Source organism: Streptomyces rubellomurinus (assembly GCF_000961885.1).
Classification (GTDB): Bacteria; Actinomycetota; Actinomycetes; order Streptomycetales; family Streptomycetaceae; genus Kitasatospora; species Kitasatospora rubellomurina.
Map to the genome: position 1 here is coordinate 34,721 of NZ_JZKH01000030.1, position 22,045 is coordinate 56,765.

The 22,045-nt window shown below is 74.2% G+C and carries 21 protein-coding genes; 13 read left to right on the forward strand and 8 right to left on the reverse strand.

Annotated elements, in window-relative coordinates; translation table 11 throughout:
• Positions 1 to 5: 5 nt before the first annotated feature.
• The 4 genes from VM95_RS43745 to VM95_RS16555 all read right to left on the reverse strand — a co-directional run bounded on the left by VM95_RS43745 (position 6) and on the right by VM95_RS16555 (position 6,201).
• Positions 6 to 1,862 carry a serine/threonine-protein kinase gene (locus tag VM95_RS43745; RefSeq protein ID WP_244178805.1) on the reverse strand — a complete coding sequence of 619 codons (1,857 nt, stop codon included), beginning with the start codon at positions 1,860 to 1,862 and terminating at the stop codon, positions 6 to 8.
• A 126-nt stretch (positions 1,863 to 1,988) separates the two neighbouring features.
• Positions 1,989 to 2,924 (reverse strand): hydroxymethylbilane synthase, encoded by a 936-nt coding sequence (gene hemC, locus VM95_RS16545; RefSeq protein ID WP_045697361.1) that lies wholly within the window; start codon positions 2,922 to 2,924, stop codon positions 1,989 to 1,991.
• Between the two features lie 239 nt (positions 2,925 to 3,163).
• Positions 3,164 to 5,479 (reverse strand): ABC transporter permease, encoded by a 2,316-nt coding sequence (locus VM95_RS16550; RefSeq protein WP_052707403.1) that lies wholly within the window; start codon positions 5,477 to 5,479, stop codon positions 3,164 to 3,166.
• Positions 5,476 to 6,201, reverse strand: coding sequence for an ABC transporter ATP-binding protein (locus VM95_RS16555; RefSeq protein ID WP_045697363.1), 726 nt, complete (start codon positions 6,199 to 6,201; stop codon positions 5,476 to 5,478). The genes VM95_RS16550 and VM95_RS16555 overlap by 4 nt, the downstream gene beginning before the upstream one ends.
• Positions 6,202 to 6,355: 154 nt before the next feature.
• Between VM95_RS16555 and VM95_RS16560 the strand changes: the two genes are divergently transcribed.
• The 6 genes from VM95_RS16560 (at position 6,356) to VM95_RS16585 (ending at position 11,660) form a co-directional block, all read left to right on the forward strand.
• A complete protein-coding gene (locus VM95_RS16560) occupies positions 6,356 to 7,192 on the forward strand; it encodes a sensor histidine kinase (RefSeq protein WP_244178806.1) in 837 nt (278 codons plus the stop codon).
• Positions 7,193 to 7,215: 23 nt separating this feature from the next.
• Positions 7,216 to 7,923 carry a response regulator gene (locus VM95_RS16565; protein ID WP_045697365.1) on the forward strand — a complete coding sequence of 236 codons (708 nt, stop codon included), beginning with the start codon at positions 7,216 to 7,218 and terminating at the stop codon, positions 7,921 to 7,923.
• Positions 7,924 to 8,102: 179 nt separating this feature from the next.
• Positions 8,103 to 9,311: a cytochrome P450 gene (locus VM95_RS16570; RefSeq protein WP_045697367.1), complete on the forward strand. Its 1,209-nt coding sequence runs from the start codon at positions 8,103 to 8,105 to the stop codon at positions 9,309 to 9,311.
• 50 nt (positions 9,312 to 9,361) lie between these two features.
• Entirely contained in the window at positions 9,362 to 10,519 is a 1,158-nt protein-coding gene (locus tag VM95_RS16575; RefSeq protein WP_045697370.1) for a type III polyketide synthase, read from the forward strand.
• On the forward strand, positions 10,516 to 11,130 hold the full coding sequence (locus tag VM95_RS16580) for an NUDIX domain-containing protein (RefSeq protein WP_078860009.1): 615 nt from the start codon (positions 10,516 to 10,518) through the stop codon (positions 11,128 to 11,130). Before VM95_RS16575 ends, VM95_RS16580 begins: the two co-directional genes overlap by 4 nt.
• A gap of 62 nt (positions 11,131 to 11,192) precedes the next feature.
• Positions 11,193 to 11,660, forward strand: a complete 468-nt coding sequence (locus VM95_RS16585; protein WP_045697372.1) for an SHOCT domain-containing protein — start codon at positions 11,193 to 11,195, stop codon at positions 11,658 to 11,660.
• 69 nt (positions 11,661 to 11,729) lie between these two features.
• Here VM95_RS16585 and VM95_RS16590 read toward each other — a convergent pair whose 3' ends face one another.
• Positions 11,730 to 14,174, reverse strand: coding sequence for a Tex family protein (locus tag VM95_RS16590; RefSeq protein ID WP_045697458.1), 2,445 nt, complete (start codon positions 14,172 to 14,174; stop codon positions 11,730 to 11,732).
• A 342-nt stretch (positions 14,175 to 14,516) separates the two neighbouring features.
• Between VM95_RS16590 and VM95_RS16595 the strand changes: the two genes are divergently transcribed.
• The 4 genes from VM95_RS16595 (at position 14,517) to VM95_RS16610 (ending at position 17,064) form a co-directional block, all read left to right on the forward strand.
• A complete protein-coding gene (locus VM95_RS16595) occupies positions 14,517 to 15,416 on the forward strand; it encodes an aminoglycoside phosphotransferase family protein (protein ID WP_244178807.1) in 900 nt (299 codons plus the stop codon).
• A 78-nt stretch (positions 15,417 to 15,494) separates the two neighbouring features.
• Positions 15,495 to 16,007 (forward strand): DUF6232 family protein, encoded by a 513-nt coding sequence (locus VM95_RS16600; RefSeq protein ID WP_157882125.1) that lies wholly within the window; start codon positions 15,495 to 15,497, stop codon positions 16,005 to 16,007.
• Positions 16,004 to 16,330, forward strand: coding sequence for a hypothetical protein (locus VM95_RS16605; protein WP_045697379.1), 327 nt, complete (start codon positions 16,004 to 16,006; stop codon positions 16,328 to 16,330). The genes VM95_RS16600 and VM95_RS16605 overlap by 4 nt, the downstream gene beginning before the upstream one ends.
• A gap of 77 nt (positions 16,331 to 16,407) precedes the next feature.
• Positions 16,408 to 17,064: a TetR family transcriptional regulator gene (locus VM95_RS16610; protein WP_045697382.1), complete on the forward strand. Its 657-nt coding sequence runs from the start codon at positions 16,408 to 16,410 to the stop codon at positions 17,062 to 17,064.
• Here the strand turns inward: VM95_RS16610 and VM95_RS16615 are convergent.
• Positions 17,025 to 17,612 carry a hypothetical protein gene (locus VM95_RS16615; protein WP_045697384.1) on the reverse strand — a complete coding sequence of 196 codons (588 nt, stop codon included), beginning with the start codon at positions 17,610 to 17,612 and terminating at the stop codon, positions 17,025 to 17,027. The genes VM95_RS16610 and VM95_RS16615 overlap by 40 nt on opposite strands.
• A gap of 135 nt (positions 17,613 to 17,747) precedes the next feature.
• On the opposite strand from VM95_RS16615, the gene VM95_RS16620 reads away from it, so the two are divergent.
• Together VM95_RS16620 and VM95_RS16625 are read left to right on the forward strand one after the other, a co-directional pair.
• The gene (locus VM95_RS16620) at positions 17,748 to 18,485 is read left to right on the forward strand and encodes a tyrosine-protein phosphatase (RefSeq protein ID WP_045697386.1); all 738 of its coding nucleotides are present in this window, start codon (positions 17,748 to 17,750) and stop codon (positions 18,483 to 18,485) included.
• 75 nt (positions 18,486 to 18,560) lie between these two features.
• Entirely contained in the window at positions 18,561 to 19,196 is a 636-nt protein-coding gene (locus VM95_RS16625; RefSeq protein WP_045697388.1) for a hypothetical protein, read from the forward strand.
• Between the two features lie 5 nt (positions 19,197 to 19,201).
• On the opposite strand, the gene VM95_RS16630 is transcribed toward VM95_RS16625, so the two are convergent.
• Together VM95_RS16630 and VM95_RS16635 are read right to left on the reverse strand one after the other, a co-directional pair.
• Positions 19,202 to 19,999 carry a hypothetical protein gene (locus VM95_RS16630; RefSeq protein ID WP_045697390.1) on the reverse strand — a complete coding sequence of 266 codons (798 nt, stop codon included), beginning with the start codon at positions 19,997 to 19,999 and terminating at the stop codon, positions 19,202 to 19,204.
• A gap of 352 nt (positions 20,000 to 20,351) precedes the next feature.
• Positions 20,352 to 21,245: a pentapeptide repeat-containing protein gene (locus VM95_RS16635; RefSeq protein ID WP_244178808.1), complete on the reverse strand. Its 894-nt coding sequence runs from the start codon at positions 21,243 to 21,245 to the stop codon at positions 20,352 to 20,354.
• A 130-nt stretch (positions 21,246 to 21,375) separates the two neighbouring features.
• Here VM95_RS16635 and VM95_RS16640 point away from each other — a divergent pair, with 130 nt between their 5' ends.
• Positions 21,376 to 22,044, forward strand: a complete 669-nt coding sequence (locus tag VM95_RS16640; protein ID WP_045697395.1) for a GNAT family N-acetyltransferase — start codon at positions 21,376 to 21,378, stop codon at positions 22,042 to 22,044.
• Position 22,045 lies beyond the last annotated feature (1 nt).

Consider the following 22,045-nt stretch of genomic DNA (forward strand, 5'->3'; position numbering starts at 1 on the left):
CCCCGCTACCGCGCGATCAGGTACCGCTGCTCGCTCGGCGCGCTCAGGCAGGAGGTCTTCCCGCAGTCACCGGTCCCCTGGGCGTACACCACCCACTGGTACACGCCCGCGATCGGCGGCGTGAAGGTGTACGACCGGTCGCGCTTCCACGGCATCCGCTGCCAGTCCCGGGCGTCCGGGAGCAGGATGTTCACGCTGGACGTCGGCCCGGGGGTGGTCCAGCTCAGCTCGACCGGCTGCCCGACCCGGACCTCCTTCCGGTCGTCCGGCGCCACCTGCTCCGGGGCGGCCGGCGTGCCCTTGATCGGATTGCCGTAGATCGAGCTGCCCGACGCCACCACGTTCAGGTAGCGGACGGTGCTCCAGCCGCTGCTGACCGTGCTCGCGGACGCGATGTTCGCACTCGCCACGGCCCACTGGTACACGCCCGTGCCGGTGGGCCGGAAGGTGCAGTCGGCGGTCGTCAGCCAGCCGGAGGCCTGCCACCGCGTGTCGCCGAACCTGCTGGTGAAGACCTTGGTCACCGCGCCGGTCTTGGACCAGCGGAGCACCAGCGAACCGCCCGTCGTCAGGATGTCCTGGTCGGCCGGGCTGCTGAGCGCGGGCGGGTGCGGCGTGTCGGCGGGGACGGCCGGGGGCGGGCCCAGCGTGGAGTCCACGCTGCCGCTGGTGCCGGCCGGCCCGCCGGTGACGCAGTCGGGCGGGCCGCCGCTGGTGGCGGTGACGAAGCCGTCGTTGCTCAGCCCGGACGAGTCCTGGTCGCCGTGCCGCAGGTACCCGGGCACCAGCACGGCCGCGGCGACCAGCGCGAGCACACTCGGCACCAGCACCCACAGCCACCGCGACCGCCGCCGGCCGCCGCCGGCCTCGACGGGACGGATCGGCCCCGAGGGTGTGGCCGGAACGGGCCCCAGCAGCGGCGGCGGTACGGGCAGGAGCGCCGTCTGCCGCGGCGTCTCCGGCACCGCCGGCGGCTGGGCGTCCGGTACCGCCGGCCCGCCCCGCAGTCCCGCCGGCAGCCACGAGCCGGTCGGCCCGTCGTACGCGGGCGCCCCGAGCCGGGCGATCACCTCCGCCGGAGTGGGCCGGTCCTGCGGGCGGCGAGCCAGGCAGGCCGCGACGACCGGCCGCAGCGCGTCCGGCACTCCGCCGAGGTCCGGCTCGGTGTGCAGCATCCGGTAGAGCAGCACCTGCGCGTTGCCGCCGCTCCCCTCACCGCTGCCGCCGAACGGGTCGGACCCGGCCGCGTGGCAGAGCACCCGGCCGAGGCTGAACAGGTCGCAGGCCGGGCTGATCGGCTCGCCGGCGATCTGTTCGGGGGCCATGTAGGCGGGGGTGCCGATGACGGTCTGGGTGCGGGTGATCGAGGCGCCGTCGAGGGCACGGGCGATGCCGAAGTCGATGACCCGGGGCCCGTCGTCGCCGAGCAGGACGTTGGACGGCTTCAGGTCGCGGTGGACCAGCCCGGCCGCGTGGATCGCCTCCAGCGCCTCGGCGAGCCCGGCACCCAGCACCCGCAGCACCGGCTCGGGCAGCGGGCCGTGGGTGCTCACGGCCTGGTCCAGCGACGGGCCCGGGATGTACGCGGTGACCAGCCAGGGCGGGTCACCGTCCGGATCGGCGTCGACCACCTGGGCGGTGTGGAAGCCGCCGACCCGCCGGACGGCCTCCAGCTCCTGGGTGAAACGCCGCCGGAACAGCGGGTCGGTGGCGAGGTCCCAGTGCACGCACTTGACCGCCACCAGCCGCCCGCCCGGCGAGCGGCCGAGGTACACGACGCCCATCCCGCCGCGGCCGAGCCGAGCCAGCAGCCGGTAGCGGCCGCCGATCGTCGTCGGATCGGTCGGCCTCAACGGATCCACGTCAAACCCCCCGGTGCGCCCGTTCCCTCGTCCCCGATGCCACGTCAGCCGTCCTGCCGCGCAACCGGAATCATGTCAGCAGCGGGCACGACGGAACAGCTCGGGCGGGCGGAACCGGGCCGGGCCTCAGTGCGGGATGGCCGAGATCAGCTCCTGCGCGCCCTGCCGCTTGAGCGCCAGGGCCACCGAGGTGCCGAGGTCCTCCGGGTCGAGGGCGCCGGCCCACTCGTGGGCGTCCAGCACCCGCTTGCCGTCCGGGCTGAAGACCCGGCCGCGCAGCGAGAGCCGGCCGTCCGCCTCGGCCTTGGCGTAGCCGGCGATCGGGCTGTTGCAGTGGCCCTGCAGGGCGTGCAGGAACATCCGCTCGGCCGCCGCCTCGCGCCAGGTGTCGTGGTGGCCGAGGCCGGTGACGGCCCCGATGGTGGCGGTGTCGTCCTCGCGGCACTGCAGGACGAGGATGCCGGCGCCGATCGGCGGGCACATCGCGTCGACGCCGAGGACCTGGGTGATCCGGTCCTGCTCGCCGATCCGCTCCAGCCCGGAGACGGCGAGCAGCAGCGCGTCGGCGTCCCCGGCCGCCAGCTTGGCGAGCCGGCTGTTGGCGTTGCCGCGGATCGGCACGCACTCCAGGTGCGGGTGGGTGGCGGCGAGTTGGGCGACCCGGCGGACGGAGGAGGTGCCGATCCGGGTGCCGGCCGGCAGTTCGTCGAGGGTGAGCCCGCCGGGGTGGACGAGGGCGTCGCGGATGTCGTCGCGGCGCAGGTACGCGGCGAAGACGGTGCCGGCCGGCAGCGGGCGGTCGGCGGGCACGTCCTTGAGGCAGTGCACGGCGACGTCGGCCTCGCCGGCGAGCAGCGCCGCGTCGACCTCCTTGGTGAACGCGCCCTTGCCGCCGAGCTGGGCGAGGTCCCCCGTCCACCGGTCGCCGGAGGTGGTCACCGGCACCACCTCGGTGCGCAGGGCCGGGTACAGCGCGGCGAGTTCGGCTCGGACCCGGTCGACCTGGGCGAGCGCCATGGGCGAGGAACGGGAGACGATGCGAATCAGCTCAGCGGTGGTCATGGCGAGATGATAGGCCTCCGAACACCGCGACCTGACGCACCCTCGGACAACTGACGCACCGGCGCGGCCGTGCCCTCCGCCGCGCGTCCTCCCCCGCCCGCCCGGCCGCCCCGGTCGCGACCAGCGGACTCGGGCCGCCGCGCGGGGCACCGGTCACCGCCGCCGGACGCACCGGACGGCCGGGCGCTCCCCCGCCCGGCCGTCCGCACTTGCACGGCGGCCGGGCGGCCGCCCCGCGCTCACTCGTTGCGCAGCACCTCGGCGATGGTCAACCGGGAGGCCGACCGGGCCGGGACGAGCGCGCCGAGGACGGCGATCGCGACGCCCGCGCAGGCGAGCCCGGCGAGCAGTGGCGCGCCCCAGACGTCGATCATCGACTCCGGGAAGGCCATGATCCGGACGTTCTCGGTGATCAGCCGGTGCGCCAGGATGCCGGCCGGGATGCCGATGATCCCGCTGAGCACGCCCAGCCAGGCCACCGAGGTGACGGTCATCGCGACGACCTGCCGGGGCGTCATCCCGATCGACTTCAGCATGCCGAGGTCGCGGCGGCGTTCGCGGATGTTGAGCAGCACGGTGTTGAAGACGCCGAGCGCGGCGACGATCGACAGCAGGATGGTGAAGACGGTGCTGAAGGCGATGATCGACACGACCGGCGCGGTCATGTCGACCGTGGCCACGTCGGCGACGAGGCTCGGGTCGGCGTCCTTGACCGCCTTGATGTACGCGTCCGCGTCCGCGCCCGCCGCGAGCCGGACGTAGTACTCGACGACGTGCCGGTCCTGGGTGAACAGCGCCCGGGTGGCGTCGCTGGTGGTGATCGCCCGGACGTTGCCCTCGAGTTCCTCACCGACGATGGTGAGGCTCTGCTGCCTGCCCTCCAGGTCGACGGTGATCCGGTCGCCGAGCTTGAGCCCGTGCTGGTCGAGGAAGGCCGGACCGACCTGGGCCTCGCCCGGCCCGGTGGCACCCCGGCCCTGGACGACGTGGAGCTTCTGCGTCGCCTCGTCGCCGCCGTAGAAGTCGATGTACACCGGCTGGTTGAAGCCGGCCACGTTGGCCTCGGCGAGCCCGCGGGTGCTGACCCGCTCGGCACCGGGGGTGGCGTGCAGCATCGCCTCGGTCTGCTCCGGGGTCAGTTTGGGAGCGGCGACCTTGTTGCCCGCGAAGTGGCCGGTCTGGACATGGACGTAAGTCGCGCTGCCGGTGCCGCCGTTCGGACCGACGGCCCGGACCAGGGTGCTGCTCAGCCCGGTGGTGACGGTGACGGTGACCACGCCGAGGACGATCGCCGACATGGTGAGCGCGCTGCGGGCCGGGCGGGCGAAGGGCTGGCCGAGACCGAGGCTGACGGCGCGCGGCAGCCGGGTGCCGCTGAGCCAGCGCTGGACCTTGAGCCCGCGCCCGGCACGCGGCGCGCTCCCGGCGGAGATCGCCTCGGTGGCGGAGAGCCGGTGGGCGCGCGAGGCCGGGACGAACGCGGCGAGGGCGACCAGCAGCGGCACGGCGAGCAGGGTGGCGGCGGGCAGCCAGCCGGCCGGCTCGATCACGGCGGTGCCGGTCATGATGCCGCTGAACGCCATCTTGAGGATCGGGCCGGCCAGCGCCCAGCCGGCCGCCGTACCGAGGACGGTGCCGATCACGGCGGGCACCGAGACCATGGTCAGGTAGACCACGACGACCTGGCGCGGGGTGAAGCCGATCGACTTGAGCACGCCGATGTGCCGGTAGCCGGAGACCACCGCGCCGCTGACCACGTTGCCGACGATCAGCACGGCGACGAGCAGGCCGAGCGTGCCGAAGACCGTCATGATCGGCAGGAAGGCGTCGGCGCCGGCCGAGAAGGCCTGCTTGAGCTTGAGGTACGACTGCCCGCTGGTGAGCGCGTCCTTGGGCAGGCCCTCGGTGGCGGCGTCGAGGCCGGCGGTGAGCCGCTGCTCGCTGTCGGCGTCGGTGAAGCGGTAGAGCATCTGCAGGCCGCCGGGGTGCAGGGCCCGGGCCTCGTCGGGCGTGACCCAGCCGCCGGCCGATTCGCTCATGGTGCTGGCGAAGCCGACGACGGTGAGTCCGGGCACGCCGGGGAGCGGCTTGCCGAGGGCGTTGTCCGGGTAGCCCTTGAACGGCTGGTTGATCACGACCTCGCCGGGCCCGGTGGCCCAGTGTCCGGCGAGCAGTTCGGGCCGGTCGACCGGACCGCCGGCCAGGTCGGTGCGGCCGACCAGGGTGAGCGGGCCGGGCGGGCGGCCCAGCCAGTCGACCGGCATCCGGACGACGGCCTGGGGGAACGGCCCGTCCGCCGCCTCGACGCCCGGCCGGTGGGCGGTGGCGGCGAGTTGCTCCGCCGTGGCCTTGGCCGGGTCGAACGCGGCGACCACATGGGCGCCGCGCTGGGCGTCGAAGGCCTGGTCGAAGGGCGCCCGGGCGGCGCTGATCACCGCGAGGGCGAGCAGCACGGTGGTGGTGGAGCAGAGCACCACCAGCCCGATCACGAAGGTCTGCAGCTTGCGCCGCTTCACAGCGGCCCGCGACGCGCGCCACACTGCCCCACCGCTCATGACCGCGGCTCCAGCGCCCGCTCGCGCGCGACCTTGCCGTCCGCCATCTCGACCAGCCTGCTGGCGCAGCGGGTGGCCAGGTCGGGGTCGTGGGTGACGATCAGCAGGGTCTGCCCGATCTGGTTGAGGTCGATGAGCAGGTCCATCACCTGCTCGCCGGAGCGGCTGTCCAGCGCGCCGGTGGGTTCGTCGGCGAGCAGCAGGGCCGGGCGGTTCATCAGGGCGCGCGCCACCGCGACGCGTTGGCGCTCGCCGCCGCTGAGCGCGGCCGGGTAGACGTCCTTGCGGTGGGCGACGCCGAGTTCGTCGAGCAGTTCGAGGGCTCGGCGGCGGGCCTGACGGGCGGTGGTGCCGGTGAGCTGGGCGGCGAGGGCGACGTTGTCGAGCGCCGGGAGGTCGTCGATCAGGTTGAAGAACTGGAAGATCATGCCGACGCTGCGGCGGCGGAACAGGGCCAGCCCGGTCTCGTTCAGGCCCCCGAGGTCCTGTCCCTGGACCCGGACGGTGCCGGCGGTGGGGCGGTCCAGCCCGGCCACCATGTTCAGCAGGGTGGACTTGCCGCAGCCGGAGGGGCCCATCACGGCGACCGCCTCGCCGGCGTGGATGCGCAGGTCGATGCCGTCGAGCGCCTTGGCGTCGCCGAACTCCTTGTGGACACCGGTCAGCTCGACGACGGCCTGCGCGCCGTCCGGCCGGGTGGTCCCGTCGTGGTCGTTGCTCATGGTCGACGACGGTAGGCGCGGCGCTCCCGGTGGGTCGTCCCACCCCGGGTGTAACCCCGGGCGGCCGTAGTACCCGGGATGTACCCGGGCGGCACCCCCGGATGATGTGGATCATGCCGTGCCCTGCGAAGCTGTCGCCGTGCGGGGAACGGACGTGGACTGGGCCACGATGACGGCAGCGGTGGTGGCGGGGGCGGCGAGCGCGGTCGCGCTCTGGCTGGCGGTGACGCTGGCGCGCACCCGGCGGCGCCACCGGGCGGCGGTCGGCGAGCGCGGCTGGCTGCTGGAACGGGAGCGGGAGAGCGCCGCCAGTGCCGCGGTGGACGCCGAACGGGCGCGCATCGCCGCCGAGTTGCACGACATCGTCAGCCACAACGTGAGCCTGATGGTGGTCCAGGCCGGGGCCGCGCGCGAGGTGCTGGCGACGATGCCGCAGGAGGCGGCGGCCGCGATGGCCGCGGTCGAGGCGGCCGGGCGGGACGCGATGACGGAGCTGCGGCACCTGCTGGGCCTGCTCGCCCCGGCCGCGGACGGCTCCGAGGAGGCCGGGGGCGGGGGCGACTTCGCACCGCAGCCGTCGCTGAGCCGGCTGAGCCCGCTGATCGACCGCTTCGCCTTCGCCGGGCTGCCGGTGGAGGTGCGGATCTCCGGCGAGCCGCGACCGCTGCCGGGCGGCATCGACGTGACGGCGTACCGGATCGTCCAGGAGGCGCTGACCAACGCGCTCAAGCACGGCGACGGCGTGACGGCGGAGGTGACGGTGCGCTACGCCGACCACTACCTGCGGGTCGAGGTGCTCAACAGCGGCCCGAGCGTGCTCGCCGGCGAGTCGGCCCGCCCGGACCGGGACCGGCCGAAGCCGGACGGCGCCGGGCGCGGCCTGCTCGGCCTGCGCGAGCGCGTCGCCGTGTACGGCGGGGACCTCGACGCCCGGCGCCGGCTCGGCGGCGGCTACCGGGTCCGCGCCCGCATCCCGCTGGACCGGCCGTGACCGAGGGAACCCGGGAGGGAACCATGGAGAACACCGAGAACGAGGAACAGCGCCGCCCGAGGGTGGTGATCGCCGACGACCAGGAGCTGGTCCGCACCGGCTTCCGGATGATCCTCACCGCGCGCGGCATCGACGTGGTCGCCGAGGCCGGGGACGGCGCCGAGGCGGTGTCGGCGGTGCTCGCGCACCGGCCGGACGTCGCCCTGCTGGACATCCGGATGCCCGTCATGGACGGCCTGGAGGCGGCCCGCCGCATCCTGGCCCGGGCGCCGGAGTGCCGGGTGATCATGCTGACCACCTTCGACCTCGACCAGTACGTCTACGCCGCGCTGTCCGCCGGGGCCAGCGGCTTCCTGCTGAAGGACGTCACCTCGGCGCACCTGGCGGCCGCCGTCCGCCTGGTCGACACCGGCGACGCGCTGCTCGCGCCCTCGATCACCCGGCGGCTGGTCGAGCGCTTCGCCGCGGGTGTCCCCGATCCGGCGGCGGGCGCGGGGAACCCGCCGCTGCACCGGGACCTGGCGGCGCTCACCCCGCGCGAGGCGGAGGTGCTGGCGCTGCTCGGGCGCGGCCTGTCGAACGCCGAGCTGGCGGCCGAACTCACCCTCAGCGAGTCGACGGTGAAGACCCACGTGGCCCGGATCTTCGCCAAGCTCGACCTGCGCGACCGGGCGCAGGCCGTCGTCCTCGCGTACGAGACCGGGCTGGTCGCTCCCGGCTCCCCGGCCTGAACGCCAACACCCCTACGCGCTGCGGTAATTCGCATGACAATCATCCATCTCACTCATTAGGGGGAACAGTTCGCCGCATCCACTTTTTTGCCGGTCCTTAGGAGAACATCGACACGTCCTCCGCGCCCGGACCGTGACGAACCGTTCGGGCGGCATCACCTCCGGCCCTTGGATCGACCGTGACTACCTCCGCCCCCGTGTGGGACTGCCCCTTCCACCACACCGACGGCCTGGAGTTCGACCCCCTCCTCAAGCGACTGCTCACCGAGGCGCCGATCGCCCGCATCCGGCTGCCGCACGGCGAGGGCGAGGCCTGGCTGGCCACCCGCTACGAGGACGTCAAACTGGTCACCACCGACCGCCGGTTCAGCCGGGCCGCCGGCATCGGGCGCGACCTGCCCCGGATGACGCCCGCCCCGATCGCCCAGGCCGAGGCGATCAACCTGATGGACCCGCCCGAGCACAACCGGCTGCGCCGCCTCGTCGCCCAGGGCTTCACCAACCGCCAGGTCGAGCGGCTGCGGCCCACGACGCAGGAGACCGTCGACGGCTACCTCGACGAGATGGCGGAGCACGGCTCCCCCGCCGACCTCGCCCACTTCCTCTCCGCCCGGCTCCCGCTCACCACCATCTGCGAGCTGCTGGAGATCCCGCCGGCGGACCGCGCCCGGCTCCGGCACTGGGCCGTCGCGATGATGCGGATGGGCCCGGGCAGCCGGGAGGGCCAGGAGGAGGCCAAGGCCGCCCTGCGCGCCTACTTCACCGCGCTCACGGCCGAGCGCCGCGCCGACCCCGGCGAGGACCTGATCAGCGCACTCGCCACCGCCCGGATCGGCGAGGACCTGCTCGACCCGGACGAGCTGGCCGTCATGGCGATGGTCCTGCTGGTCACCGGCCACGACACCACCACCTACGACCTCAGCAACATCGCCTACACCCTGCTCACCCACCCCGAGCAGCTCGCCCTGCTCCGCGCCCGGCCCGAGCTGCTGCCGCGCGCCCTGGAGGAGCTGCTGCGCTTCATCCCGTTCCGCCAGGGCCCCGGCATCGCCCGGGTCGCCACCGAGGACGTCGAGCTGGGCGGGGTGCTGATCCGGGCCGGCGAGGCCGTGCACGTCTCGTACCTGACCGCCAACCGGGACCCTGCGGTGTACGAGCGCCCCGACGAGCTGGACCTCGAACGCGACGCCGGGCCCGTCAACATGGCCTTCGGCCACGGCCAGCACCGCTGCCTCGGCTCGCACCTGGCGCTGATGGAGCTGGAGGTCGCCATCGGCACCCTGCTGCGGCGCTTCCCCGACCTGCGCCTCGCCGTCGACCCGGCCGAACTCGACTGGGACTCCGGCTCGATCTGGCGCTTCCCGCGCACCCTGCCGGTCGCCTGGTAGCACCCCTCTCCCCCCCACCACACCGTTCCTGCCCCGGGGAGACCCGCACCATGGCCACACTGTGCCGACCCGCCATCGCCGTGCCCGAGCACGTCATCACCCTCGACCAGACCCTCGACCTGGCCCGCACCCTGCACGCCGGCCACCCCCAACTCCCGCTCGCCCTGCGGCTGATCGAGAACACCGGGGTCCGGACCAGGCACCTGGTCCAGCCGATCGAGCGGACCCTCACCCACCCGGGCTTCACCGCCCGCAACGAGGTGTACGAGCGGGAGGCCAAGCTCCGCGTCCCCGAGGTGGTCGAACGCGCCCTCGGGTACGCCGAGTTGACCGCCCGGGACATCGACCTGATCGTCTACGTGTCGTGCACCGGCTTCATGATGCCCTCGATGACCGCCTGGCTGATCAACCGCATGGGCTTCCGCTCCGACACCCGCCAGGTGCCGATCGCCCAGCTCGGCTGCGCGGCCGGCGGCGCCGCCGTCAACCGGGCGCACGACTTCTGCCGCGCCTACCCGGGCGCCAACGTCCTCATCGTCGCCTGCGAGTTCTGCTCGCTCTGCTACCAGCCGACCGACCTGGAGGTCGGCTCGCTGCTCTCCAACGGCCTGTTCGGGGACGCGGTCGCCGCCGTGGTGATGCGCGGCCACGGCGGGCACGGCGTGCACGTCGAGCGCAACGGCTCGCACCTGGTGCCGGACACCGAGGGCTGGATCTCGTACGGCGTGCGGGACACCGGCTTCCACTTCCAGCTGGACAAACGGGTGCCCGGCACGATGGCGATGCTCGCCCCCGCGCTGCGCGGCCTTGCCGACCAACACGGCTGGGACGTCTCCGGGTTGGGCTTCTACATCGTGCACGCCGGCGGCCCGCGCATCCTGGACGACCTGTGCCGCTTCCTCGGCCTGGAGCCGGCCGCCTTCCGGCACAGCCGGGCCACCCTCACCGAGCGCGGCAACATCGCCAGCGCCGTCGTCTTCGACGCGCTCGCCCGGCTGTTCGCGGAGGGCGCGGTGCCGGACGGCGCCCCCGGGCTGATCGCCGGCTTCGGCCCCGGCATCACCGCCGAGATCTCGCTGGGCAGTTGGACCACCGTGCCGAGCGAGCCCGCCCGCCGGCGGCCGCGCGCCATCTCCGCCGCAGAGGTGACTCTCGTCCATCCGGCCGCCCCCCGCCGTTTCCCGGCCGGCACTACGATCACCGAATGACCGACACCACACACCGGACGGGTGCCGCCACCGACACCGACACCGAATCCGACGGCTCCGCCAGAGCGGCCGAACTCGCGGGGTTGTTCCCCGCGTTGCACGCGCCGCAGTACTGGGCCTGGGGCCGCTACGACGCCCAGTTCTCCACCGCGCTGCCGCCGGACGAGCTGGTGACCAACATCCACCTGGTCGGCTTCCAGGGCGACGCGGTGGTGCTCTGCCGGGACGACCGCGACCACTGGTTCCTGCCCGGCGGCACCCGGGAGCAGGACGAGAGCATCGCCTCCTGCCTGACCCGCGAGCTGCGCGAGGAGGCGGGCGCCCGGCTGCTCGGCGAGCCGGGCTGGCTGGGCGCGCACCGCTGCCGCACCGACGACCCGGTGCCGTACCGGCCGTGGCAGCCGCACCCGGAGAAGGCCTGGCTGTGGGGCTGGGCGGAGGTCGCGGTGGACTCCGAGCCGACCAACCCGGCGGACGGCGAGCAGGTGGTGGAGGTCCGCGCGGTGCCGGCGGCGGAGGCGCAGCGGCTGCTGCTGACCGGGCACGAGGAGTGGTGGGCCGAGCTGATCGGGCTGGCCGTGGAACTGCGGCGGCGGTCCGGCCGCGACTGAGGATCACCCGAACGGCCGAGCAGTGCGGAGCGACGTCCGTTTTGGGGTGATATCTCTCGGCCATGGGCACCTATCACCTGGCCGCGGACTACCCGCTGCTGAACGTCTTCTGGACGATGCTGGAGCTGTTCCTCTGGATTCTCTGGATCTTCCTGCTGTTCAAGATCATCACGGACATCTTCCGCAGCCACGACCTGAGCGGCTGGGGCAAGGCGGGCTGGCTGGTCCTGGTGATCCTCCTGCCGCTGATCGGCGTGCTCGCCTACCTGATCGCCCGCGGTGACTCGATGCACCGGCGGGACCTCTCCCAGGCCCAGCAGACCGAGGCCGCCGTCCAGGCGTACATCCGGGAGGCGGCCGGGACGTCGCCCGCCGGGGCCTCGGCCTCCGGGACGTCGACCTCCGGGCCCTCGGCGAACGGCGGCGGACGCAGCCACGTGGAGGACCTGGCGACGCTGGCGGACCTGCACACCAGGGGCCTGATCTCGACCGAGGAGTACCAGCGCGCCAAGGACAAGCTGCTGGTGTGACCCGGGACGGCGGAACGGCCGGGGCCGGCGGGCGCGCTGCCCGCCGGCCCCGGCCGTTCCGCGGTGCGCTCAGCGCCGCCCGGAGCGGCGGTCCTTGGCGCCCTCGCCGCCGCCGGTCAGACCGGCCCGGCGCAGCGCGTCCGCCATGGCGCTGTTCGCCGGGGCACCGCCGGCTGCACCGGCACCGCCGCGGTCGCGGTCACGACCGCCCTGGCCGCCGCCGCGGCGCTCCTGGCGCGGCGGGCGGGCCTGCCGGTCGCCGCCCCGGTCGCCACCGCGCTCGCGGCCGACCTCGTCGTCCAGCCGCAGGGTGAGCCCGATCCGCTTGCGCGGCACGTCCACCGACAGCACCCGGACCTTGACGATGTCGCCGGGCTTGACCACCTCGCGCGGGTCCTTGACGAAGGTCCGCGACAGCGCCGAGACGTGCACCAGCCCGTCCTGGTGGACGCCCACGTCGACGAAGGCGCCGAACGCCGCGACGTTGGTGACCACGCCCTCCAGCACCATGCCGACCTCCAGGTCGCCGATCTTGTCGACGCCCTCCTTGAAGGTCGCGGTGCGGAAGGCCGGGCGCGGGTCGCGGCCCGGCTTGTCCAGCTCGCCGAGGATGTCGGTGACGGTCGGGACGCCGAAGGTGTCGTCGGCGAAGTCGGCCGGGCGCAGCGCGCGCAGCCGCTCGCTGTTGCCGATCAGCTCGCGCAGCTCGCCGCCGGTGGAGGCGAGGATGCGGCGCACCACCGGGTAGGCCTCGGGGTGCACGCCGGAGCCGTCCAGCGGGTCCTCGCCACCGGGGATGCGCAGGAAGCCGGCGCACTGCTCGAAGGCCTTGGGGCCGAGCCGGGCGACGTCCTTGAGCTGGCGGCGGGTGCGGAACGGGCCGTTGGCGTCGCGGTGCGCGACGATGTTGTCGGCGAGCGTGCCGGTGATCCCGGAGACCCGGGTGAGCAGCGGCGCCGAGGCGGTGTTGACGTCCACGCCGACCGCGTTGACGCAGTCCTCGACCACGGCGTCCAGCGAGCGGGAGAGCTTCACCTCGCTGAGGTCGTGCTGGTACTGGCCGACGCCGATCGACTTGGGGTCGATCTTGACCAGTTCGGCCAGCGGGTCCTGCAGGCGGCGGGCGATCGAGACCGCGCCGCGGATCGACACGTCCAGGTCGGGCAGCTCCTGCGAGGCGAACGCGGAGGCCGAGTAGACCGAGGCGCCGGCCTCGCTGACCATCGCCTTGGTGAGCTTCAGCTCCGGGTGGCGCTTGAGCAGGTCCTCGGCGAGCTTGTCGGTCTCCCGGGAGGCGGTGCCGTTGCCGATCGCCACCAGGTCGACGTCGTGCTTCTTCGCCAGCGCGGCCAGCGTCGCGATCGAGGCGTCCCACTTGTTGGCGGGCTGGTGCGGGTAGATCGTCTCGAACGCGACGACCTTGCCGGTGGCGTCCACCACGGCGACCTTCACACCGGTGCGGAAGCCCGGGTCCAGGCCCATGGTGGCGCGGGTGCCGGCCGGGGCGGCGAGCAGCAGGTCGCGCAGGTTGGCGGCGAACACCCGCACCGCCTCGTCCTCGGCCTCGGCGCGCAGCCGGGCACGCAGGTCGATGCCCAGGCGCACGAGGATGCGGGTGCGCCAGGCCCAACGGACCGTGTCGCCGAGCCACTTGTCGGCCGGGCGGCCGCGGTCGGCGATGCCGAAGCGGGCCGCGATGCGCTGCTCGTAGTCGTTCCCGCCGGGCAGGTCGCCCTCGGACTCGCCGTCGTAGGGGGAGAGTTCGAGGTCCAGCACCTCCTCCTTCTCGCCGCGCAGCATCGCCAGGATGCGGTGCGAGGGGAGCTTGGTGTACGGCTCGGCGAAGTCGAAGTAGTCGGCGAACTTGGCGCCGTCGCCCTCCTTGCCGTCACGGACCTTCGCGACGATCCGGCCGCGGGTCCACATCCGCTCGCGCAGCGAGCCGACCAGGTCGGCGTCCTCGCCGAAGCGCTCGACCAGGATCGCCCGGGCGCCCTCCAGGGCGGCGGGGCCGTCCGCCACCGACGCATCGACGCTGCCGCTCCCGACGAGGGCGGCGGCGAGCGCAGCCGGGTCCTGCGTCGGGTCGGCGAGCAGGGTGTCGGCCAGCGGCTCCAGCCCGGCCTCGCGGGCGATCTGCGCCTTGGTGCGCCGCTTGGGCTTGAACGGCAGGTAGATGTCCTCCAGCCGGGCCTTGGAGTCGGCGGCGAGCACCTGGGCGCGCAGCGCGTCGTCCAGCTTGCCCTGGGCCTCGATCGACTCCAGCACCGCCGCCCGGCGGTCCTCCAGCTCGCGCAGGTAGCGCAGCCGCTCCTCCAGGGTGCGCAGCTGGGTGTCGTCCAGCGAGCCAGTGGCCTCCTTGCGGTAGCGGGCCACGAAGGGGACGGTCGCGCCGCCGTCGAGCAGGTCGACGGCCGCCTTCACCTGCCCCTCGCGGACGGCCAGTTCCTCCGCGATCTTCCGCTCGATCGCCTGCTGGGCCTGCCGGGCCGCCTGTTCGACTGGCGTGGTCACGAAGCCGGTCACCTTCTCCTGAAGTGCTGTCGCCGTACGCCCTGCATTCTGGCAGGTGCCGGTGACGGCTCCCGGCCGCGCCGGGGGCGGCCGGGCGTGGCGCACGCCGTTCGCGGCGCCAAGCGGGCCCGGGCGGCGCGCAGTTGGGGGGCACGGATCAGCGGACGGTGAGCGACCCGCTGGGGCGGCCGTCCGCAGTGAGGTCGATCACCTCCGTCCGGCCGCCGCGGCTCGGTGAAGAGCACCACGAGCGTCGACCTATCACCATCTCTTCACCTTGTACGGCACGGCAGTTCCGCATTCCGGCTGAACGGCGGCGACCGGCGCTGTACGCTGCCGGGCATGTGCGCTGCCGCCCGGATGCACCTCGACGAACCGGTCATCGACGCGGCCCTGGTGCGGCGGTTGATCTCCGCCCAGTTCCCGCAGTGGGTCGGCCTCCCGGTCACCCCGGCGGGCCCCACGGGCGCGGACAACGCGATGTTCCGGCTCGGGCCCGAACTCGCCGTCCGGCTGCCCCGGGTGGAGTGGGCCGCCGGGGACGTCCGCAGGGAGCACCAGTGGCTGCCCCGGCTGGCACCGCACCTGCCACTGCCCGTACCCGTCCCGCTCGCCCTCGGCCGGCCCGCCGCCGGCTACCCGTGGGAGTGGTCGGTGCTGCACTGGATCGACGGGATCAACCCGGCCGCCGCCGTCCCCGCAGCGCCCGAGGACCTGGCCCGCGACCTGGCCGGCTTCGTCAACGCGCTGCGCGCCGTCGACCCCGCCGGCGCCCCGGCCGGGCCCCGCAGCGTCCCGCTCGCCTCCCGCGACGGCGCCACCCGTGCGGCCATCGCCCAACTGGCCGGCTCCATCGACACGGCGGCCGCGACGGCCCTGTGGGACAAGGCACTTCGGCTGCCCGAGCACGCCGGCCCGCCGGTCTGGATGCACGGCGACCTCACCCCGGGCAACCTGCTGGTCGCCACCACCGGCCGGCTGACCGCCGTCCTCGACTTCGCGCTGATGGGCGTCGGCGACCCGACCGCCGACCTGATCGTCGCCTGGAACCTGCTGCCCGCCGCCGCCCGTCCGGCCTTCCGCGCCGCGCTCGCCGCCGACGACGACGCCTGGGCGCGCGGCCGCGCCTGGGCCTTCTCCATCGCGGCGGTGAGCGTCCCCTACTACCGGCACACCGACCAGGCCCGCACCTCCGCCGCCCGCCGGGTGCTGCGCGAAGTCCTCGCCGACCGCAGCGTGTAGACGATCCATCGGCTCCCGTCTCGCCGTCCGCCGGCGTTGCTATGGTTCTCCCCGCTACTACGGGCATGGGGGACGGACTTGGCACGGAGCGTCGTCGATATCAGCGTGAGCCGGCGGGTGCTGTGGGTGGGCGGCGACGCCTACCAGCTCACCCACATCGCCCGGGCGCGGCAGCTGGCGTGGTACCCGCCCAAGCGCACCAGGGTGGTGATCAGGTTCGTCCGGCAGGTGTTCGGGCTCGCGGCCGCCGCCACGATCCTCGGCGCCGTCACCGCGAACTCCTCGAACCAGGGCGCGGCGGCCGCCGTCCCGGGCGTGCTGCTGGTCGCGGGCCTCGCGTACTTCGTCTACCGGCTGGTCACCCAGCTGCGGCAACGCCCGCTCTACCGGCTGGTCCTGGAGATGTCCAACGCCTCCACCACCGCCGTGGTGAGCCACGACGCCCGGCAGATCGGCGCCCTGATCCGGATGATCATGGAGGCGATCGACAACCCGGCGGCCGAGTTCGCGGTCCAGATCGAGAACGTGCACGTCGGCGACACCATCAACCAGTACGGCGACCACAACATCGGAAAGCAGGTCGGCGCATGAGCAGCGGCGGTATCCACTTCGGCGACTCCGTCACCCAGCACGGGGACCACAACATCGGCATCATCAAGCAGCAGGGCCCGGCCGATCCGCAGGCCGCGATGCGCGAACTGATCGCCGCCGTACGGCAGTTGCGCGAACACGTGCCGGCCGAGGACCGCGAGGTGCTGGACGAGTCGCTGGAGGCCATCGGCGACGGCCGCAGCGCCTCGCCGTCCGTCCTGCGGCGCGCCCTGCGCAACATCTCCGGCGTCGCCGCCCTGGTCACGGCGGGCGCGCCGGTGGTGGAGTCGATCCGGCGGATCCTGGACTCGGCCGGCTCCTGAGGCCCGGGCCGCCGACACCCACCGCGTGACCGGGTCAGAAACCTGTCCCGGTCAAAGGCTGCTGCTAACGTGGGCGCATGAGTGGTCTGCGGGAGAGGAAGAAGGAGCGGACGCGGCGGGCGATCTCCGAGGCCGCGATCGCGCTCTTCCTGGAGCACGGCTTCGACCAGGTGTCGGTGGCCGACGTCGCCGCGGCGGCCGAGGTGTCGAAACCGACCCTGTTCAGCTACTTCCCCACCAAGGAGGACCTGGTCGTCCACCGCTTCGCCGACCACCAGGACCAGGCGGCGGACGTGGTCCGCCACCGGCCCGCCGGCGAGTCCGTGCTCGACGCCCTGCACCGGGACTTCCTCGACGGGCTCGCCCGGCACGACCCGATCACCGGCCTCAACGACCACCCGGCCGTCCTCGCCTTCGGCGAGCTGGCCCGCAGCACCCCGAGCCTGACCGCCCGGGCCGCCGAGTACCTGGCCCGCGCCGAACGCTCGCTCGCCGACGCCCTGTTCGAGGCCCCCGACCTCGCCCCGCCGCGCGCCCTCACCGCGCCGCTGCTCGCCGCCCAGCTCACCGCCACCCAGCGGGTCCTGGCCGAGCACAACTGGCACCGCATCCGGGACGACGGGCAGACCGCCGACGAGCTCCACTTCGAGGCGGTCACCAACGCCGACCACGCCTTCGAGCTGCTGGCACGGGGCTACGCGGCCGACGTCTCCGGGGCGCCCTGGCCGTCCTGAGCCGCCGGGCAGTTCCCCAGGAGCTCGTCGAAGGCCTCCTGGCCCGCGTCGTACGGGAAGATCCGCAGCGCCCTCCGCTCGCCCGCCGGAGCGATCACGTAGTACTCGGCGAGGTAGGAGAGGTCGTCCCAGTCCTCCCAGCGGTGGGCGCGCAGCAGGCCCCGGCCGCAGCGGGTGCAGCCGATCCACGGCACCAGCACCAGCCCGGCGAGCTCGGGCTCGCTCCAGCCGGTCTGCACCTCGGCCTCCTCGCCCTCCCCGTCGCCGTCCAGCAGCTGCACCGGCTCCGGCCCGCCGTCGCCCAGGCAGCGCACGAGGCCGGGCGTGAGGGCGTGGCGCATGCCCCAGCCGTCCAGGAGCACCGAGATCTGCGCCCGGTCCGCCGCGCCGATCGGCACCTGGCGGGCGAGCAGGCCCTCGACCAGCACGGTGAGCCCGCCCTCCTGCTCGCCGATCTGCCAGGCGTCCTTGACCTCCTGCGCGGCGGGCTCCGGCAGGAGATCGGCGATGCGGTCCCAGCGGGCGGTGTCCACGTCCTTCACGTCCATGGGTCGGACTCTAACCTCCCGGGCGGACACTCATGACAGGGGCCTCGGACGCAGGTGAACCCGGTCAAAAGTTTTCTCTGGCCAAGAACATGCCCCGGTCATGGAAAGCCCCCGGCGCCCGCTACAGTTCGCCCCATGACAACGCGTCACCACGCCTTCGAGAAGCTGCACAACTTCCGCGACCTGGGCGGGTATTCGGCCGCCGAGGGCCGGTCCGTCCGGTGGGGCCTGCTCTACCGGACGGACTCCCTCGGCAAGCTCGCCGGCTCCCCCGCCGACCTCGACCGGTTCCACGCCCTCGGCGTCCGCACCGTGATCGACCTCCGCTACCCCTGGGAGATCGCCGCCAAGGGCCGGATACCGGACTTCGACGGCCTCGACTACCACAACCTCTCCATCGAGCACCGCCCCTACGACCAGGCCGAGATCTCCCCGGACGTCGACCCCTGGCGCTACCTCGCGGACCGCTTCGGCGAGGTAGCCGAGGACGGCGTGCAGGAGATCCGCCAGGCCCTCGACGTGATCACCTTCGCCGAGGGGCCGGTGGCCTTCCACTGCGCGGCCGGCAAGGACCGCACCGGCCTGATCGCCGCCCTGCTGCTCACCCTGCTCGGCGTCCGCGAGGACGACATCGCCGCCGACTTCGCCCTCACCGAGCGCGCCACCGAGCGCTTCGTCGCCGACTGGCACGCCGCCCACCCCGGCCGCACCCTCACCTGGCCCGGCTACGGCCGCGCCCCCGAGGCGGTCATCCGCCTCACCCTCGCCGACCTCGCCGCCCGCCACGGCTCCGTCGAGGCCTACCTCACCGGCCCCCTCGGCATCACCCGCCCCCAGATCGACGCCCTGCGCGCCCGCCTCCTGACCGACTGAGGCGCCCTCTCCCCGCAGGAAGTCGGACCGGCCGACTTCCTGCGCCGGCGCCGACGGGTACGACAGAATCACCCCGTGGGAACAACCATTCGGGGATCCGTGGAGTGCCGCACCTGGGGTCCGGGCCTGGCCGTCGAGGAGTCGGCGTGGTACCGGGCCGTCGACCTGTCCATGCTCGGCATGACCAGGGACTACGCGGCCTTCGCCTGCCTCTTCGGCGTCCGCGACCTCAGCGGCCACTGGCAGCCCGTCGCCGCCGACCGCGGCCTGCCCCCGGACACCTCGGAGCACGTCCGGGCCGCGCACGCCTCCTGGGGCGAGGTGGCGTTCGGCGCCACCTGGCTCGACTGGACCGAGATCCTCGCCATCGACTGGGACGAGCCGGCGATCCCCCGCGCCACCGGCATCACCCGGTACCGCCGGCTGCCGGACGGCACGCTGCAGTTGAGGCACCGGGGGGACTGGAGCCGGGGGTTCGCGCGGGCCAGCGGCGTCGACACCAGGAGCGCCGACCCCACCCGGATCGGTGAACTGTGGGCCGAGGGCACCGAATGGGACGTCGGCACCACCGTCTTCCGCGCCGAACGCGACCGGCGCCGCGACGCCGTCCCCGCGGACGGCTCGTGGCAGCCGGTGTGGACCGTCATGCGGGCCCTCGCCGGCGTCCACGGCGACCAGAACGTCCGGCTGGTCGCCTGGTTCGAGGAGTAGCCGGGTCAGCCGAGCACGGGCCGGACGGAGAACTCCCCGTACAGGTCCTCGCCCTCCTCCCCGTACACGAACGCGGCGTACTCGGGGTGGCCCCGGTGGGCGGTGGCCAGCGGCAGCCAGCCCAGCAGCGCACCGTAGCCGCCGCAGGCGGACTCACCGCCGTCGCCGCCGTGGACGGCGGTCCGGTCGCCGCTCAGCTCGCTGCGGTAGGTGTCGTAGGCGATGCGCAGGCCCAGGGCGTTCAACTCCCGCTGCGGACCGGCGGGGTGGTCGTAGGGGATGCGGTCGAGGGGGCACTCGTCGCCCCAGCGGAACAGGGTGTCCGCGCCGGCCCCGCAGGCGTGCTCCCACTCGTCGGGGCCGGGCATCCGCAGGCCGCGCGCGGCGAGCAGGGCGGGCACGGCGGCGGGCGGTTCGGTCAGCCGCTCGTCCTCGACCGCCATGAGCACCGCCCCCAGGGTGACGGTCCGGCGCGGGCTGAGCAGGAGCGCCAGGTGCGAGCGCAGGTCGGGGCCGTGGCCGAAGCCCTGCTCCAGGCTCTCCCGGTAGTCGGCCTCCTGCTCGGGCGCCGGCCGCCACCGCTCGGGGTCGAACCCGAGCGTCACCGTACCGCCGGGCACCAGGGCGAACTCCTGCCCACCCCGCTCGACCCGGGCGCGGTGCAGCGGGGCGCCGAGGTGCTCGACGGTCTCCACCGCGACCAACCGGCCGCCGGTCGACTCGGCCACCCGCCGGGCGAACCGCCGGGCGGCGGGCAGGTCGAAGGACCGCCACTGATCGAAGGTCAGGTCGGCAAGGGACATGCGCCGCAGTCTTCCACGGGCACCCGACAGCCGAGGAGCCGTCGCCGCACAGGAAGTCGACCGGCCCGACTTCCTGCGCAAGAGGCGCCACCGGCGAGGGGCTTTCAGGGCGGCCGGGAGGCGAGCGGCGGCGTAGCCGCGCAGGAAGTCGGCCGGCCCGACTTCCTGCGCGCGAGTCGCTACCGGCGAGGGGCTTCCAGGGCGGGCGGCGGCGTAGCCGCGCAGGGCGTCGACCAGTCCGACTTCCCACGCACAAGACGCTACCGGCGGGCGATTTCCAGGGCGGCCCGGAGCAGGGCAGCGGCGTAGCCGCGCGGGAAGTCGGCCGGCCCGACTTCCTGCGCGCGGGACGCTATCGGCGGCGGGGCTTGCCCGGGCGGCGGCCGCCGCTCCGCGGCTTGTTGCCGGGGCCTGTGGCCGGGGTGGCCGTGGTGGGCCAGTGGGTGGGGCGGGTCAGGGTGGCGGGGAGGCGGGTGGTGGCGTCGCCGCGGGCGGCGTTGAGCTGGGCCTGGGTGAGGAAGAGGGCGGTGGTGAGGTCGGCGCCGGAGACGTCGGCGTCGCGCAGGTCGGCGCCGATGAGGTCGGCGAGGCGCAGGTCGGCGCCGGAGAGGTCGGCGGCGACGAGCAGGGCGCCGCGCAGGTTGGCTCCGCGCAGGTCGGCGCCGCGCAGGCGGGCGCCGAAGAGGTCGGCGCCGCGGTGCTCGCGGCGGCGGGGGACGGCGGCGCGGACGAGTTCGCTCGCGCGCAGCAGCAGGTCGGCGACCTGCTGGCGGTGCGCGGGGACGTCGACGGCGAGGACCTGTTCGGGGGTGCCGCCGGCGAGCCGGTCGGTCTCGTCCAGGGCGGCCCGCAGTTCGGTGTGGAGCGCGCGGGCGGGCTCGAAGGTGAGCGCTTCGGTGAGGTACCAGAGGAGTTCGTGCAGCTGGCGCACGATCGGGAACACGTCGAACATCGGTGCCGCGGTGGCCGGTTCGGCCCGCCAGCTGGTGCCGCCGAAGGTCTCCTGGGAGACCCGCTGCCCGGCGCCGAAGCAGTCGTAGACGGTGCAGCCCTGGAAGCCTTCGCCGCGCAGCCGGGCGTGGATGCCGCAGCTGAAGTCGGTCTGCAGGTTGCGGCAGGGGGTGCCGGCGGACTTGTTCATCGCGAAGTCGGTGCCGGCCGCGAACGGCAGGGCGACGCAGCAGAGCCCGAAGCAGCTGCCGCAGTCCGACTGCAGCACGGTCAGCGGGTGCTCGGTGTCGCTCACGTTCCGGGGTCCTTCCACCAGCTGGGCGCCGGTGCGGCGCCAGGGGACCCGGAAATCCTACTGGGCACGCCCACCCCCTCGCGAGTAATGTGCCCACCGCAAGTGTGACCATTACCACGGGGGTATCGCCATGCAGCAGCAGCCGGCCGTCGCCGAGCTGGTCCGGATGTGGGTCAGCGGCTGGGCCGTGTCCCGGATCGCCGCCGATCCGGTGGAGCGGCCCTGGGGCTGGAGCATCGACGTCGCCGACTCGCGCGGGGAGCTGGCCCGGCACGTGCTGCCGGAGCCGACCGAGCACGAGGTGCGCCGGCTCGCCGGCACCGTCACCGCGCCGAACACCTGGCTGAAGCTGTTCGCCGAGGACGACACCGTCCGCCCGTGGCTGGGCCCGCAGTGGCGGCTGGACGTGCCGGGCTTCCTGATGTCCGCCCCGCTGGCGCCCGCCGGGGCCGCGGCGCTCCCGCCCGGCTACACCCTGACCACCTGGAGCCGCGGCGGCATCCTCCGCGCCCTGGTGCGCACCCGGGACGGGCACCTGGCCGCGCGCGGCCAGGCGGGCCTGGCCGGCCCGGTGGCCGTCCCCGACAAGATCGTCACCGCCCCCGAGCACCGCCGCCGAGGGCTGGGCGCCGTGGTGATGCGGACGCTGCAGTCCGCCGCGTACGAGGCCGGGGCCCGTACCGGCGTGCTGGTCGCCACCATGGAGGGCCAGGCGCTCTACCGCACGCTCGGCTGGACGACGTACGCCCCGATGGCGAGCCTGGTGCTCGAAGCGGCGGCCGAGGAACTGCCCCGGTGAC